This window comes from Amycolatopsis sp. NPDC004378, assembly GCF_053602455.1.
This window is the reverse complement of record NZ_JBSGDR010000001.1, coordinates 698,536-711,862: the sequence shown is the minus strand read 5'-3', so window position 1 is coordinate 711,862 and position 13,327 is coordinate 698,536. Positions and strand designations below refer to the sequence as shown.

Here is a 13,327-nt window from a genome sequence, read left to right as displayed (position 1 = left end):
TTGCGCTCCTTACTGAATCATGACGAGTGACGAGTTCTTACCAGGTCGTTACGGATCCTTCGAGCGCCGCGCGTGGGGTGCCCCGGGGACTTATGGTGGTGGGTGATGAGCGAGCCGAACCCGGCAGCCCGGCTCGCCGAGCCGCCTGCCCGCGAACCCGAAGACCCGGCACTCGATCGGCCCGGACGCCGCGCCACCCGGGCCGATCTCCTCGCCGTCGCGGCGGCCGTGGTGCTCGTGGCCGCGGCCGCCGCGGTCGGCTCGTACTACAACCGGCCCCATTCGGGTGTGATCATCTTCGTCGCGGCGCCGCCGTTGTTCGCCGACTGGCTGCCGCACGTCGGGCCCGGCTCGGTGTTCGCCGTGCTCGTCGCCGTCGCGGTGGTGGTCCAAGGGCCGACGCTGGCCGCGCGGCTGCCGTGGCGCCGGGCGCTGGCCGCCGGCTACCTGGCTTCGCTCGCCTGGATCTTTTCCCTGGCCATGGTCGACGGCTGGTCCCGCGGCTTCGCCGGGCACCTCACCATCCCGCAGGAGTACCTCCACGAGGTGCCCGGCATCACCGACATCCCGCGGATGCTGCGCGAGTTCTCGTCCCGCATCCTCGACTTCCAGCCGAACTCCTGGACGACGCACGTGTCCGGCCACCCGCCGGGCGCGACGCTCGTCTTCGTCTGGCTGGACCGCCTGGGCCTGCACGGCGGCGCCTGGGCGGCGACGGCCGTGGTGCTCGTCGGCAGCCTGGTCGCGGTGGCCGTGCCCGCGACGGTCGCCCTGCTCGGCCGGCCGGACGCGGCGCGCGCGGTGCTGCCGTTCGCCGTGCTGACGCCCGGCGCGGTGTGGATCGGCGTGTCGGCCGACGGCCTGTTCGCCGGGACGACCGCCACCGGACTGGCACTGCTCGCGTTGTCCGCCAAGGGATTCACGCTCGGCCGCCGGTACGCCGTCCCGGCCGGGCTGGCGGCCGGCGTGCTGCTCGGGTTCGGGATCTTCCTCTCCTACGGCCTGGTGCTGCTCGGCCTGCTCGCGGTGGCCGTCGCGATCCTCGGCCGGCAGTGGCGGGCGGCCGCGCTGGCCATCGTCGCGGCCTTCGCCGTCGTCGGCGTCTTCGCGTGGGCTGGCTTCTGGTGGCTCGACGGCTACCACCTGGTCGTCGAGCGCTACTACCAGGGCGTCGCGCTGGTCCGGCCCTACTCGTACTGGGTCTGGGCCGACCTGGCTGCGGTGACCGTCGCGCTCGGTCCCGCGGTGGTGGCCGCCCTCCGGCGGGGCCTGGCCAAGGGACCTCGCGGCCTGCTCACCGACCCGGTGCTGCTCCTGGGCGCCGCCGCCCTGGTCACCATCGTGCTCGCCGACGTCTCGGGCCTGTCGAAGGCCGAGACCGAACGGATCTGGCTACCGTTCGGGGTGTGGTTGCTGCCGTTGACGGCCCTGCTGCCGCGGCCCGGACGCCGGTGGTGGCTCGCCGCCCAGGCGGCGACGGCCCTGGCGGTCAACCACCTGTTGCTGACCGGCTGGTGAGGGAGACGCGATGAACGATCAGGCCGGGCGTGTGCTCGTGGTCGACGACGACGAGACGGTCCGCGACGTCGTCCGCCGCTACCTCGAGGTGGCCGGGTTCACCGTCGACCAGGCCGGCGACGGCGCGGAGGGACTGGCCCAGTTCGCCGCCCACGAGCCGGACCTGGTCGTCCTCGACGTGATGATGCCGGGGATCAACGGGCTCGAGGTGTGCAAGCGGCTGCGCCAGGTCAGCCAGGTGCCGATCGTCATGCTGACCGCCCTCGGCGAGGAGGAGAACCGGATCGCCGGCCTCCAGCTCGGCGCGGACGACTACGTCACGAAACCCTTCAGCCCCAAGGAACTCGCCCTGCGCGTCGCCTCGGTGCTGCGCCGCGCGCGGATGCCGCGCCCGGAGCCGGCCGCCGCCGAGCTGGTGGACGGGGACCTGCGCCTGCAGATGACCGCGCGCACCGCGACGATCGGCGGTCGCGAACTGCCGCTGACGAGCCGCGAGTTCGACCTGCTGGCGTTCTTCCTGAGCCACCCCGGCGTCGCCTACTCGCGCGCGGACCTGCTCGAGAAGGTGTGGGGCTGGGACTTCGGCGACCAGTCCACCGTGACCGTCCACGTGCGACGGCTGCGGGAGAAGATCGAGCGCGACCCGGCCAAGCCGACCCGGGTGGCGACGGTGTGGGGTGTCGGCTACCGCTACGACCGGGAGCAGCCGTGATCGAACCCGGCGAGTCCTTCTCGGAGACCCTGACGCACCTCTGGCACATCCTGCCGCTGGCGTTGCTCTTCTCCCTGCCGATCGCCGCGCTCGGCGGGGTCGTGCTGTACTTCCTGCGCCGCGGTTCACTGGCCACCACGCTCACCGTGCTGGTGCTGATCCCGGTGCTCGCCACGCTGGTCGGCGTCCTGGGCATCAGCGGGTTCATGTTCACCCCGGCGCTGACCACGATGCTGCTGGTCTGCCTGCTCGTCGCCGTGGTGACGGTGCCCGCCGCGATGATCCTCGGCCGGGCGATCGCGCGCCGCAGCGTGTGGGAGCGGGAGGCACGCGACCGGGAGCGCGCCGCCGAGGCGTCCCGGCGTGAGCTGGTCGCCTGGATCAGCCACGACCTGCGCAGCCCCCTGGCCGGTATCCAGGCGATGGCCGAGGCCCTGGCCGACGGCGTGGTGTCCGAACGCGACGAAGTCGCCGACTACGCCCAGCGGATCAGCGGGGAGACCACCCGGCTGTCGGGGATGGTCGGTGACCTCTTCGAGCTTTCCCGGATCACCGCCGGTGCCCTCGAGCTGACGATGTCCGCGGTGCCGCTGCGGGACGTCGTCAGCGACGCCGTCGCCGCCCAGGCCCCGGTCGCCGAGCAGAAGCGCGTCCGGGTGCTCGCCAACGCCTCGACCTGGCCGGTCGTCACCGGCAGCGACCCGGAACTGGCCCGGATCGTGCGGAACCTGGTGTCCAACGCGATCCGCCACACCCCGCCGGACGGGACGGTCGCGGTGCAGATCGGCGTCGACGGCGACGAAGCCCTCCTCGCCGTCGACGACTCCTGCGGGGGCATCCCGGCCGACGAGATCAACCGGGTCTTCGACGTCGCCTTCCGCGGGACGCAGGCCCGCACGCCGGAGCGCGGCGGGACGACCAGCGGGGGCGGGCTCGGCCTGGCCATCACCAAGGGGCTCGTGGAGGCCCACCGCGGGAAGATCGGCGTCCACAACCACGGCCCCGGCTGCCGGTTCGAGGTCCGGCTGCCGCTGGCGATGCCCTAGCGCCGTCCGCGTCAGACCGGGGCGCGCAGTTCCGCCGTCGCGAAGTCGGCGATGCCGGACTCGAAGTCGATTTCCGCTGTGAAGCCGAGCAGGTCGCGGGCGCGGGCCGGGTCGGCGACGACGTGGCGGACGTCGGCCGCGCGGGCGCCGCCGACCACCTTCGGCTTCGGGCCGTCGCAGGCCCGTGCCAGCTCCTCCGCCAGTTCGCCCACGGTGTGCGGGGTGCCGGAGCAGACGTTCACCGGGGTGATGTCGGCCGCCGGGCCGGCCGTCCCGAGCGCCAGAACGTTCGCCCTCGCGACGTCGTGGACGTGCACGAAGTCGCGCTGCTGGCGGCCGTCCTCCAGCACCTGCGGTGCCTCGCCGCGCACCAGGGCCGAGCGGAACAGCGATGCCACCCCGGCGTACGGGGTGTTCTGAGGCATTCGCGGGCCGTAGACGTTGTGGTAGCGCATCGCCCACACGCTGCCGCCCGTCTGCCGCGCCCAAGCACCGGCCAAGTGTTCTTGGGCGAGCTTCGTCGCCGCGTACGTGCTGCGCGGGTTCAGGGGCGCGTCTTCGGGCACCAGCTGCCAGCCCAGCTCGGTGCCGCAGGCCGGGCACCGCGGCTCGAACCGGCCGGCGTCCACATCGGACGCGCGCCGGGGCGACGGCGGGACGACGCCGTGGTCCGGGCACGCGTACCGGCCTTCGCCGTAGACGACCATCGACGACGCCAGCACCAGCTTCCGCACCCCGGCCGCGTGCATCGCGGCCAGCAGGACCGCGGTGCCGTAGTCGTTGTTCAGGGCGTACGAGGGTGCGTCGGACGGGTCGACGCCGTGGCCGACCACCGCCGCCTGGTGGCACACCGCGTCGACGCCGTCCAGCAGCTCGGCGACGATCTCGGTGTCGGTGACGTCGCCGCGCAGGAACCGGTGCCGGCCGGTGTACGACGGCGGGACGGGGGAGCCGTGGGCCGTCGGGAGGAGGTTGTCGAGCACCACGACCTCGTCGCCGCGGTCGGCCAGGAGGTCGGCGATGTGGGACCCGATGAAGCCGGCTCCGCCGGTGATCAGTACGCGCACACCGGCCACGCTAGGGGCGCTCGCCGGGGCCCGCCGGGGCGCGCGCCGTCACGTCACGGAATCGTCAGAACTCACCCGGCACCTCCCGGCACCGGAAGGGTGAAACCGACTACGGTGGGCGCCATGGAACGGAGTGCACAACGGCTGGGCCGGGCCCTCGTGGTCATCGTGGACGATCGCGTGGCGCACGGCGAGCACGAGGACACCAGCGGCCCCTTGGTCACGGAGCTGCTCGAAGAAGCGGGCTTCATCGTCGATGGTGTCGTGGTCGTCGAGGCCGAGACCGCGGGTATCCGCAACGCGCTCAACACCGCCGTGATCGGCGGCGCCGACCTGGTGATCACGGTCGGCGGCACCGGCGTGCTGCCGCGTGACCGCACGCCGGACGCCACCGCCGGCGTGCTCGACCGGCCGATCCCGGGCATCAGCGAGGCCATCCGGGCGTCCGGGCTGGCCGCCGGAGCCGTGGACGCGGGGATCTCGCGCGGGCTCGCCGGGGTCTCGGGCAGCACGCTCGTGGTCAACCTCGCCGGGTCGCGCTCCGCGGTGCGCGACGGGATGGCGACGCTGACCTCGCTCGTTCCCCACGTGATCGACGAGCTCTCCGGCCTCGAAGAGGTCTGAACACGCTTTCGCCGGGCCGGGGTGGAGATGTCCGCCCCGGCCTGATGCCGTTCGCTCTGGAGTTGTCAAAGAACACGTCGTGGGAGACTGGGGGCATGGCCGGACCCGAACCCGATCCCCAGAGCCGCAGCGAGCAACGCCGGCGGGTCGACGAGATCTTCGGGGACGTCCTGCCCGACACGACTTCCGACGAGCGGGACGTGGAGCGGCGCACCGGGCTCCCGGACGACTGGTACCGGGAAAACCGGCCGCCGCACCACGATCGCTGACGGCTTCAGTCGTCGCCCTTTTCGCGCTGGGCCTGGGCGCGCAGCAGGTCGCGGATCTCCTTGAGCAGCTCCACGTCGGTCGGCTCCGAGGGACCGGGCTCCTGGCCGCGCTTGCGCCGTTCCTGCAGGTGCTTGACCGGCAGCACGATCACGAAGTAGACCACCGCCGCGACCAGCACGAAGTTGATCGCCGCGTTGATCACGCCGCCGAAGTCCAGGAACGTCGCGTCGTTGTTCGCGAAGATCTGGTAGCCCAGGCCCTTCGCCGCGTCCGTGCCGCCGATCGTGCTGATCAACGGCTTGATGAGGCCGTTGGTGAACGCCGTGACGATCGCCGTGAACGCCGAGCCGATGACCACCGCGACGGCGAGGTCCACGACGTTGCCGCGCATCAGGAAGTCTTTGAAGCCTTTGAGCACTGGTACTCCTCACGAAAGGGCGGTGGGGCTTGCGCTAGCGGAGAGTAACCGTTACCGGACGCTCCAGTGAAATCGCCGCCACCCTCGTCGCGGTCTCCTCCGGTAGCCGGAGCAGCACCAGCGGGCCCTTGTCCGGTGGAGCCGCGGCCTTCGGCACAGGTGCCCCGACCGTGACGACCGTCGCGCCCGCGGCCAGCACGGACGCGGGCACGCCCGGTTCCGGCGCCGCCACGACGTCGACGCGCCGGCCCGGCTCCAGCAGCGCCGCGACGGCCGCGTCGGAGAGCCGGACGGGCACGGTGGCCGTTCCGGGTTCACCCGGTGCGGGGAGGATCGGCGCCAGCCGGACGTCGGTCAGGGGCTCACCGGCGCGGACGGCGCCCGCCAGCAGACGCCCGTCGACGCCGTCGAGGGAGCCGAGCGCGCCCTCGGGACGTGCTTCACCGGGGAGATCGGCCAGCCGGAGGTCGGCGGCGTGGAGTGTCGCGCCGGACGGGAGGTCGTGCGCCGCGACGACGGTCGGAGTCGTGGGCGCGCCTCGCGCGGAGCCGGGGTGCGCGAAGAGCAGTGCACCCGCCAGGAGCAGGCCGGCGGCGAGCCAGCGGCGGATCAGCCGCGTCCGCGGGCCTTGCAGGCGGGTGAGAACAGGTGGGTGGAACTTCGCCAAGACGTCCACAGCGCCCCCTCGGTCGGATCGGGTGCGGCGGTGTGCCGCACGAGATCGACGTTAGGGAAGCCGGACGGACCGCCGGAAGGGCCGCGTCCGGCACCTGTGGACAACCGGGGTGTTGTGGACAACTCCGCGCGTCAGGACGCGGCGGCGGCCGTTTTCGTCGTACCCGAGGAGGACGATGCCGAGCTCGTGTCCGACTTCGACTCCGTCTTGGTCTCGGTCTTCGCCGGCGTCGCGGCGGTGCTCGACTTGGCCGAGTCACGCGAATCGGTGCGGTAAAAACCGCTGCCCTTGAAGACCACGCCGACCGAGCTGAACACCTTCCGCAGGGTGCCGGAGCACTGCGGGCACACGGTCAGGCTGGGGTCCGAGAACGACTGCACGGCTTCGAACCGGTGGTCGCATTCTTTGCAGGCGTACTGGTACGTAGGCACTGACGGCTCCTTCACTGGCACTCATCCGACTAGAGTGCCAACACGATTGTGCTGGATGACATTCCCCGAAGGCAATTCCTGATTGCTCACATCGGCAGGTCGAACACGCCGCGAGCCGGTGTCAGGGCCCCGGTCATCCGCACGTCGTGCGGTTCTCCCGGCAGCCGCTCGACCAGCTCTTCGTCCCGGACGACGGCCAGGAGCGCCGCGCCGGACGCGGCGAACACCAGCGAACGGTCGTAGTGACCCGCGCCCCGGCCGAGCCGGACGCCGCGGTGGTCGACGGCCAGCGCGGGCACCAGGACCAGCTCCGCCGCGCCCACGGCCCCGGTACCCAGGCGTTTCCCGCCCGGTTCGCGGATCCCGTGGAACCGGCTGGGCACCAGATCGGCCTCGCCCGTGTACTCGGCCCAGTCGAGCGGGTCCGCCCGCGACACGATGACCGGCAGCAACACGCGCGCGCCCGCGGCCGCCAGCGCGTCGACGAGGGCCGTCGTGCCCGGCTCGGTGCCGAACGGGAGGTACGCGCACACCGTGCCGGATGTGACCTTCGACACCGCACTGACCAGCGCCGATGCCTCGGCGGCGTGGGATTCGGCGCTCTGGTCGGCCCGCGCGCGCGTCAGCCGTTCGCGCCACTCCGCCTTGCTCGGGTGCTCATTGCCCAGCACGTGCATGACCTCACGTTAGGCTTTGCGCCCATGACGGGCGCCGCAACCACCCAGACGTTCAGAACCGCCATCGTGCCGGCCGCCGGCCTCGGGACCCGCTTCCTGCCGGCGACCAAGGCGGTGCCCAAAGAGCTGCTCCCGGTGGTGGACACACCGGGCATCGAGATGGTCGCGGCCGAAGCCGCCGCCGCGGGCGCGGAACGCCTGGTCATCGTGACCTCGCCGGGCAAGGACGCCGTCGTCCGGTACTTCGAGAAGCAGCCGGAGCTGGAGCAGAACCTCGAGGCCAAGGGCAAGACCGAGCTGCTGGAGAAGGTCCGCCGCGGGTCCGGCCTGCTGGCCGTCGAGACCGCCGTCCAGGAGCAGGCGCTCGGCCTCGGCCACGCCGTCGCGCAGGCCGAGCCGAACCTGGCCCCGGACGACGAGGCCGTCGCCGTGCTCCTCCCGGACGACCTCGTGCTGCCCACCGGCGTGCTCGAGCGGATGAGCGCGGTCCGCGCCCGGTACGGCGGCAGCGTGCTCTGCGCGTTCGACATCCCGAAGGCCGAGATCTCGCCGTACGGCGTCTTCGACGTCACCGACACCGAAGACGGCGACGTCAAGCGCGTGCACGGGATGGTCGAGAAGCCGAAGCCCGAGGACGCGCCTTCGACGTACGCCGCGGCCGGGCGCTACCTCCTCGATCGGGCGATCTTCGACGCGCTGAAGCGGATCACCCCGGGCAGCGGCGGTGAGCTGCAGCTGACCGACGCGGTCGCGCTGCTGATCTCCGAAGGACACCCCGTGCACGTCGTCGTGCACCGCGGCGGACGCCACGACCTGGGGAATCCGGGTGGTTTCCTGCGCGCCGCGGTCGATTTCGCGCTTGAAACGCCCGAGTACGGTCCATCTTTACGGGCGTGGTTGACGGAACGGATCGGGACAGCACGCCCATGACGGAATCCCTCGACGCGGCGAGGCCCGAGGTGGCCGGGGACGAGGCCGAGTTCCGCTCGGTCGACTCGCAGATCGCGATGACGCTGGACGCCGCCGTCCGGCCCCGGCCGGTGCGGGTGGCGATCTCGGAAGCCCAGGGCCTGCTGTGCGCCGAGGAGGTGGTCGCCGAGCACGCGCTGCCCGGGTTCGACCAGGCCGCCGTGGACGGGTACGCCGTCCGCAGCGTCGACGTGCGCAACGCCGGGCAGGAGCCGGTGCAACTGCCGGTCGTCGGCGAGATCGCGGCGGGCTCGCGCCAGCCGCGGCGGCTCCAGCCCGGGCAGGCGGTGCGCGTCGACACCGGTGCGCCGCTGCCGACCCTGGCCGACGCCGTCGTGCCGGTCGCCTACACCGACGGGCACCAGGCCAAGGTCACGGTGCACCGCTCGGTGCCGTCGGCGGGGTACGTGCGGCGGGCCGGCGAGGACGTCCAGATCGGCGACGTCGCGGTGCGTCGCGGCGACACGATCGGCTCGGCGCAGGTCGGCCTGCTGGCCGCGGTGGGGCGGGCGAAGGTCCTCGTCTACCCGCGGCCGCGGGTGTCGATCGTCTCGGTCGGCGACGAGCTGGTCGACATCGACCGGACGCCGTCGGTCGGGCAGGTCTACGACGTCAACTCCTACGCGCTGGCCGCGGCCGCCCGGGACGCGGGCGCCGAGGTCAGCCGGGTTGGCATCGTGCCGAGCGAGCCGAAGCGGCTGCGGGAGATCGTCGAGGGCCGGCTGCTGATGTCGGAGATCGTCGTGGTCGCGGGCGGCGCCGGTGGTGCCACCGGCGACGAGGTCCACGCCGCGCTGTCGGACCTCGGCCGGATCGACATGACGCGCGTCGCGATGCACCCCGGCTCGGTGCAGGGGTTCGGCCGGCTCGGCCCGGACTCGGTGCCGACGTTCCTCATCCCGGGCAACCCGATGAGCGCGCTGGTCGTGTTCGAGGTGCTGGTCCGGCCGCTGATCCGCGCGGCGCGCGGGACGCGCAACCCGCACCGGCGGATCGTCGGGGCGCGGCTGCTGTCGCCGATCACGTCGACCGAGGGCCGGCGCGGGTTCCTCCGCGGCCAGCTCCTGCGCGACGAAGCCAACGGCGAGTACCTGGTCCAGCCGCTCGGCCAGTCGGGGGCGCACCTGCTCGCCTCGCTGGCCGAGGCGAACTGCCTGATCAACGTGCCGGAAGAGGCGACCGACGTCGCCGCGGGCGAGCAGGTCCAGGTCACGTTCCTGGCGCAACGGGCCTGATGACTTCCGTGTCGGGCGTGTCCTACCCGGTCGAAAGCCGGCACCCGGGCTGGCCGGCCCGGCTCGGCCCGCTGCGGGTGCCCGCCGGGGTGGTCGCGATCCGGCCGGTGCGGCTGCGCGACGCCGGCGAGTGGAGCCGGATCCGCCTGCGCGACCGGGCGCACCTCGAGATGTGGGAGCCGACCGGCGTCGGCCCGTGGCCCGAACGCAACGCCTTCTGGTCGTGGCCGTCCCAGTGGGCGGCGTTGCGCTCGCTCGCGCGGCGCGGTCAGTGCCTGCCGTTCACGATCACCCTCGACGGGCGGCTCGCGGGGCAGATCACTGTGGGTAACGTCATCCGGGCGTCGCTGCGCTCGGCCTGGATCGGCTACTGGGTGGCGTCCGACATCGTCCGCGGCGGGGTCGCGACGGCCGCCGTCGCGCTGGTCACCGACCACGCCTTCGGCCTCGGCGGGCTGCACCGCCTGGAGGCCACCGTCCGGCCGGAAAACGTCGCCAGCCTGCGCGTTCTCACCAAGGCGGGCTACCGGCAGGAAGGCCTGTTCGAGCGCTACCTCGACGTCGCGGGCGCCTGGCGGGACCACTACTGCTTCGCGGTCACGCGCGAAGAGACCGGCGGCGGCCTGGTGTCGCGCCTGGTCGCGGCGGGCCGCGCCGACTACGCCTGACCGTGACTACCCAACGGGGTCCGTGAGCGCGTTACCACATGCTGTGAGATTCACCTAATCCGGTGAGGCATTTCCGTGATCGAACCCGGCGAGCCTCCGCCCGATCTGTTACTCCTGTGACTAGCGTGATTTCAGGTGAAGGATTCGGGGGAGGTGACGGGAGATGCCCAGCTCCGTGATCATCGTCGCGCTCGCCGCGGCATGGCTCGTCGTTCTCGTGCCCATGGTCGCGCGTAAGCGGCAGCAAGTGGCCCGCACGGCCGACTCGGCGCTGGCTGCCAGGGTCGTGCGCAGTGGACGCAACGAAGACCGGGAGGAATTCGCCATGTCCGACGAGCCCGAGAAGTCCAGGCCCTCGGTCGAGGACGATCTCGCGGAGCTGGAAGCGGACCTCGAACTCGAGGACGACTACGAGGAAGAGGAGGCCGAGCCGCTCCCGCAGCCGTCCCGCGGCTCGCGGCCCGAGCGCGACCGGCCCGGCTACCGCCCCGGCCGCGGCGGCTTCGACCCCGAAGCGGCGGAGATCGCCGCCCGCGCGAAGTACAGCTTCCGCCAGCGGATCGTCGTCATCCTGCTCGCGGCCGCGGTGGTCACGGCCGCCGTGGCGGGCTTCGTCATGCCGATGGTCTGGTGGGGCCACGCGGCCGCCGACGTCGCGCTCGTCGGGTACCTCGTTTATCTGCGCCGCCAGGTGCGGATCGAGGAGGAGATCCGGCAGCGCCGGCTGGCGCGCTTCAACAGCACCCGCGCGCCTCGCCGTTCCGAGCCCCGCCCGGCGTTCGAGGCGCAGTCGGAACCGGAGCCCGAGCCGGCCGAGGACGTCGACGTGATCGAGCCGGTCCGCCGCGAGGTCGTCGAGCGCCGCCCGTCGCCCACTTCGCGAGTCCGGCGGAGCGCGGTGGTCGTCGACCTCGACGACGAGGACCCGGCGTTCGAGGAGCTCGACGAGCCCGGGACCGGGCCTTATCGGCGAGCCGTCGGGGAGTGACCCCCCGGTTCGGGTGCTCGTAGGGCACTGCTAAGCTCTACGAGCACAACCAAGGGGCTGTAGCGCAGTTGGTAGCGCGTCTCGTTCGCATCGAGAAGGTCAGGGGTTCGATTCCCCTCAGCTCCACCGCAGGTCAGGGGCCGTCCACAGTAGAGTGGACGGCCCTTTTCGTTGGCCTGATAGCAGCAAAGTACAGCAGTGGCGCTACTCGTCCAGGCTTTCGCCAAGGCGCTTGAGCGCGTCCCGCGTCTTCTTGGAGGACGCCTGCGAGTAGATCTCCATGGTCATCGAGAACTGCGCGTGCCGCAGGATCCGCATGATCACCCGAGGGTGCACGTCCAGGTCAACCAGCAGCGTTCCGCAGGACCGGCGCCCGTCGTGCACGGTGATCTTCCGGACGCCGGAGCGCGCGACGCGGTTGTCCCAGGACCGGTTGAAGTTCCGGGGGTCGATCGGGAGCCCGTACTTGGTGGTGAACACCAGGTCGTTCGGGTGCCAGGCGAGGTCCGCCTCCTTCCGGTCGGCGAACTGGTCCCGCCGGCGCTTCTCCAGGGCCGCGACGACGATGGACGGCAGCGGCATGGTGTCGTCCGACGCGGCCGTCTTCGTCTCGCGGTGCAGCAGCTCGCCACCGGCCCGCTGGAGCTGGTGGTTGACCGCCAGCTCGCCGTTGGCGAAGTTGAGCGCCTCCCACGTGAGTCCCAGGATTTCGCCCTTGCGCAGCCCTAGGACGACAGCCAGCACGTAGCCGGCGTACATCGCGTCCCGGGCGTCGCGAGCCGACTCCAGGAACCTCCGCGCCTCCTCACTCGTCCAGGCCGTCCGCTTGCGCTTGCGGACGGTCGGGAGCGTCACCAGCTCAGCGACGTTCCGCCCGATCAGCTCCTCGCGGATCGCGTGATTCAGCGCCGCGCGCAGGCACGCGCGGATGTCGGAGACCGTCCGAGCAGACGGCGCGTCCTTACAGCACAGGCGGGCACTCAGCGCGCAGCACCGCCGGCGCTTCTCGTCGCGCCGCGCATCCTTGCCTTGCGCGCAGCACTGGCAGATCCCCGGGATAGCGTTGATCCACTTCTGAACGTCTCGCACCCCGAGCTTGTCCAACCGTTGGCCGCCCAGGGGCGGGTTGATGTAGAGCCGGGTGAACAGCTCGTAGTTGACGTACGTCAGGGGTGCCCGGTTCGGCTTGATCACCTCCGTCAGCCAGTAGTTCAGGTACTCGCGCAGGCGCGGCACCGACGTCGCCACCGGGCCGTTCTTGGCCGCCTGGTGCAGCTTGAGCCACTTCTCGTGGACCAGTTCGCGCGTCGGGCCATAGACGTACTTGCGCTTCTTCTCGCCAGTCGGTGTGGTGACCCACACGTACGCGGCGAACCCGTTGCGGAACGGGTAGATCGATCCCTCGCCGTTGGCGCGTCCCTTGCTCGCCATGTCAGGCTGCCTCTTCCACGAGTCGGGCGATGTAGTCGTCAACCCAGATCGGCAGCACCCGACGATTTCCGCCGTCCTTAATGGACCTGATCTGACCGGTGGCAACGAGCTGCTTGGTCTTCGAAAGCCCGTAGCCGAGCATCTGGGCTACTTCGGACACGGTGTGCCACTTGGGCTGGATCGGTTGATTCAAGTGGGCACCTCCGGCGCGCTGTTGTGTCATGACTTGCCTCCGAACGCCCGGGGCGAGCGGGCACGAACGCCGGCCCCGACGTGAGCGCGCGTCGGGGCCGATCGGTGACGGTGTGTGGGTGGTCGCCGTGTTGGCTGGCAGGTGGTGTGGCGACGGGTTGCCGCGGGTGTGGCCGTGCTGTGCGACGGCGCGGAGAGAAACCCGCAAATCCGCAAACCCGCAAAGTGGCCGTCGACCTGCGGATCTGCTGGCGGGTTTGTCTGCGGGTTTGCGGGTTTGAACCCGCGGATCGGCGGGTTTGCGGGTTTGCGGGTCTGGTGCCCGTGACAAACCCGCAAACGATCAAGGCGCTGTTACCGCTGGTCAGAGAGCTAGAACGAGATTTTTTGCGGGTTTGCGGGTTT

Annotated in this window: 16 protein-coding genes and 1 tRNA gene; 10 read left to right on the top strand and 7 right to left on the bottom strand. The window is 71.6% G+C overall.

From position 1 onward, the window contains the following. Positions 1-105 precede the first annotated feature (105 nt). Genes ACWEN0_RS03505 through ACWEN0_RS03495 form a run of 3 tightly spaced genes read left to right on the top strand, consistent with a single transcriptional unit; the run spans position 106 to position 3,276 of the window. The gene (locus ACWEN0_RS03505; protein ID WP_451968562.1) at positions 106-1,518 is read left to right on the top strand and encodes a hypothetical protein; all 1,413 of its coding nucleotides are present in this window, start codon (positions 106-108) and stop codon (positions 1,516-1,518) included. A 10-nt stretch (positions 1,519-1,528) separates the two neighbouring features. Continuing rightward, positions 1,529-2,230, top strand: coding sequence for a response regulator transcription factor (locus ACWEN0_RS03500; protein WP_451968560.1), 702 nt, complete (start codon positions 1,529-1,531; stop codon positions 2,228-2,230). Further along, on the top strand, positions 2,227-3,276 hold the full coding sequence (locus ACWEN0_RS03495; protein WP_451968558.1) for a sensor histidine kinase: 1,050 nt from the start codon (positions 2,227-2,229) through the stop codon (positions 3,274-3,276). The genes ACWEN0_RS03500 and ACWEN0_RS03495 overlap by 4 nt, the downstream gene beginning before the upstream one ends. 11 nt (positions 3,277-3,287) lie before the next feature. On the opposite strand, the gene ACWEN0_RS03490 is transcribed toward ACWEN0_RS03495, so the two are convergent. Then, complete coding sequence (locus tag ACWEN0_RS03490; protein WP_451968556.1) at positions 3,288-4,343, bottom strand: NAD-dependent epimerase/dehydratase family protein; 1,056 nt, start codon at positions 4,341-4,343, stop codon at positions 3,288-3,290. Positions 4,344-4,466: 123 nt separating this feature from the next. Between ACWEN0_RS03490 and ACWEN0_RS03485 the strand changes: the two genes are divergently transcribed. Beyond that, entirely contained in the window at positions 4,467-4,967 is a 501-nt protein-coding gene (locus ACWEN0_RS03485) for a MogA/MoaB family molybdenum cofactor biosynthesis protein (RefSeq protein ID WP_072476233.1), read from the top strand. A 95-nt stretch (positions 4,968-5,062) separates the two neighbouring features. Then, positions 5,063-5,236 (top strand): hypothetical protein, encoded by a 174-nt coding sequence (locus ACWEN0_RS03480; RefSeq protein ID WP_451968554.1) that lies wholly within the window; start codon positions 5,063-5,065, stop codon positions 5,234-5,236. A 5-nt stretch (positions 5,237-5,241) separates the two neighbouring features. Here ACWEN0_RS03480 and mscL read toward each other — a convergent pair whose 3' ends face one another. The 4 genes from mscL to ACWEN0_RS03460 all read right to left on the bottom strand — a co-directional run bounded on the left by mscL (position 5,242) and on the right by ACWEN0_RS03460 (position 7,439). Beyond that, on the bottom strand, positions 5,242-5,655 hold the full coding sequence (mscL, locus tag ACWEN0_RS03475; RefSeq protein ID WP_451968552.1) for a large-conductance mechanosensitive channel protein MscL: 414 nt from the start codon (positions 5,653-5,655) through the stop codon (positions 5,242-5,244). 34 nt (positions 5,656-5,689) lie between these two features. Further along, positions 5,690-6,331 (bottom strand): SAF domain-containing protein, encoded by a 642-nt coding sequence (locus ACWEN0_RS03470; RefSeq protein ID WP_451968550.1) that lies wholly within the window; start codon positions 6,329-6,331, stop codon positions 5,690-5,692. A 131-nt stretch (positions 6,332-6,462) separates the two neighbouring features. Further along, on the bottom strand, positions 6,463-6,762 hold the full coding sequence (locus ACWEN0_RS03465; protein ID WP_451968548.1) for an FmdB family zinc ribbon protein: 300 nt from the start codon (positions 6,760-6,762) through the stop codon (positions 6,463-6,465). An 86-nt stretch (positions 6,763-6,848) separates the two neighbouring features. Then, positions 6,849-7,439, bottom strand: a complete 591-nt coding sequence (locus tag ACWEN0_RS03460) for a 5-formyltetrahydrofolate cyclo-ligase (RefSeq protein ID WP_451968547.1) — start codon at positions 7,437-7,439, stop codon at positions 6,849-6,851. A gap of 24 nt (positions 7,440-7,463) precedes the next feature. Between ACWEN0_RS03460 and ACWEN0_RS03455 the strand changes: the two genes are divergently transcribed. From ACWEN0_RS03455 to ACWEN0_RS03435, 5 genes are all read left to right on the top strand, one after another. After that, positions 7,464-8,369 (top strand): UTP--glucose-1-phosphate uridylyltransferase, encoded by a 906-nt coding sequence (locus tag ACWEN0_RS03455; protein WP_451968545.1) that lies wholly within the window; start codon positions 7,464-7,466, stop codon positions 8,367-8,369. After that, positions 8,366-9,643, top strand: a complete 1,278-nt coding sequence (glp, locus tag ACWEN0_RS03450; protein WP_451968543.1) for a molybdotransferase-like divisome protein Glp — start codon at positions 8,366-8,368, stop codon at positions 9,641-9,643. The genes ACWEN0_RS03455 and glp overlap by 4 nt, the downstream gene beginning before the upstream one ends. Further along, on the top strand, positions 9,643-10,311 hold the full coding sequence (locus ACWEN0_RS03445) for a GNAT family N-acetyltransferase (RefSeq protein WP_451968542.1): 669 nt from the start codon (positions 9,643-9,645) through the stop codon (positions 10,309-10,311). The genes glp and ACWEN0_RS03445 overlap by 1 nt, the downstream gene beginning before the upstream one ends. A gap of 163 nt (positions 10,312-10,474) precedes the next feature. After that, positions 10,475-11,299 (top strand): divisome protein SepX/GlpR, encoded by an 825-nt coding sequence (gene sepX / locus ACWEN0_RS03440; protein ID WP_451968540.1) that lies wholly within the window; start codon positions 10,475-10,477, stop codon positions 11,297-11,299. A 53-nt stretch (positions 11,300-11,352) separates the two neighbouring features. After that, positions 11,353-11,425: transfer RNA gene (locus ACWEN0_RS03435), tRNA-Ala, on the top strand. A gap of 78 nt (positions 11,426-11,503) precedes the next feature. Here the strand turns inward: ACWEN0_RS03435 and ACWEN0_RS03430 are convergent. Beyond that, positions 11,504-12,730 carry a tyrosine-type recombinase/integrase gene (locus ACWEN0_RS03430; protein WP_451968538.1) on the bottom strand — a complete coding sequence of 409 codons (1,227 nt, stop codon included), beginning with the start codon at positions 12,728-12,730 and terminating at the stop codon, positions 11,504-11,506. A gap of 1 nt (position 12,731) precedes the next feature. Beyond that, on the bottom strand, positions 12,732-12,923 hold the full coding sequence (locus ACWEN0_RS03425) for an excisionase family DNA-binding protein (RefSeq protein WP_451968537.1): 192 nt from the start codon (positions 12,921-12,923) through the stop codon (positions 12,732-12,734). Positions 12,924-13,327 lie beyond the last annotated feature (404 nt).

What these genes read in the sequence shown, in the direction of transcription:
- glp (WP_451968543.1), top strand. Translation starts at nt 8,366, where the DNA reads ATGACGGAATCCCTCGACGCGGCGAGGCCCGAGGTGGCCGGGGACGAG.
- ACWEN0_RS03445 (WP_451968542.1), top strand. Translation starts at nt 9,643, where the DNA reads ATGACTTCCGTGTCGGGCGTGTCCTACCCGGTCGAAAGCCGGCACCCG.
- ACWEN0_RS03480 (WP_451968554.1), top strand. Translation starts at nt 5,063, where the DNA reads ATGGCCGGACCCGAACCCGATCCCCAGAGCCGCAGCGAGCAACGCCGG.
- ACWEN0_RS03485 (WP_072476233.1), top strand. Translation starts at nt 4,467, where the DNA reads ATGGAACGGAGTGCACAACGGCTGGGCCGGGCCCTCGTGGTCATCGTG.
- ACWEN0_RS03500 (WP_451968560.1), top strand. Translation starts at nt 1,529, where the DNA reads ATGAACGATCAGGCCGGGCGTGTGCTCGTGGTCGACGACGACGAGACG.
- sepX (WP_451968540.1), top strand. Translation starts at nt 10,475, where the DNA reads ATGCCCAGCTCCGTGATCATCGTCGCGCTCGCCGCGGCATGGCTCGTC.
- ACWEN0_RS03505 (WP_451968562.1), top strand. Translation starts at nt 106, where the DNA reads ATGAGCGAGCCGAACCCGGCAGCCCGGCTCGCCGAGCCGCCTGCCCGC.
- ACWEN0_RS03460 (WP_451968547.1), bottom strand. Translation starts at nt 7,439, where the DNA reads ATGCACGTGCTGGGCAATGAGCACCCGAGCAAGGCGGAGTGGCGCGAA.
- ACWEN0_RS03455 (WP_451968545.1), top strand. Translation starts at nt 7,464, where the DNA reads ATGACGGGCGCCGCAACCACCCAGACGTTCAGAACCGCCATCGTGCCG.
- ACWEN0_RS03430 (WP_451968538.1), bottom strand. Translation starts at nt 12,730, where the DNA reads ATGGCGAGCAAGGGACGCGCCAACGGCGAGGGATCGATCTACCCGTTC.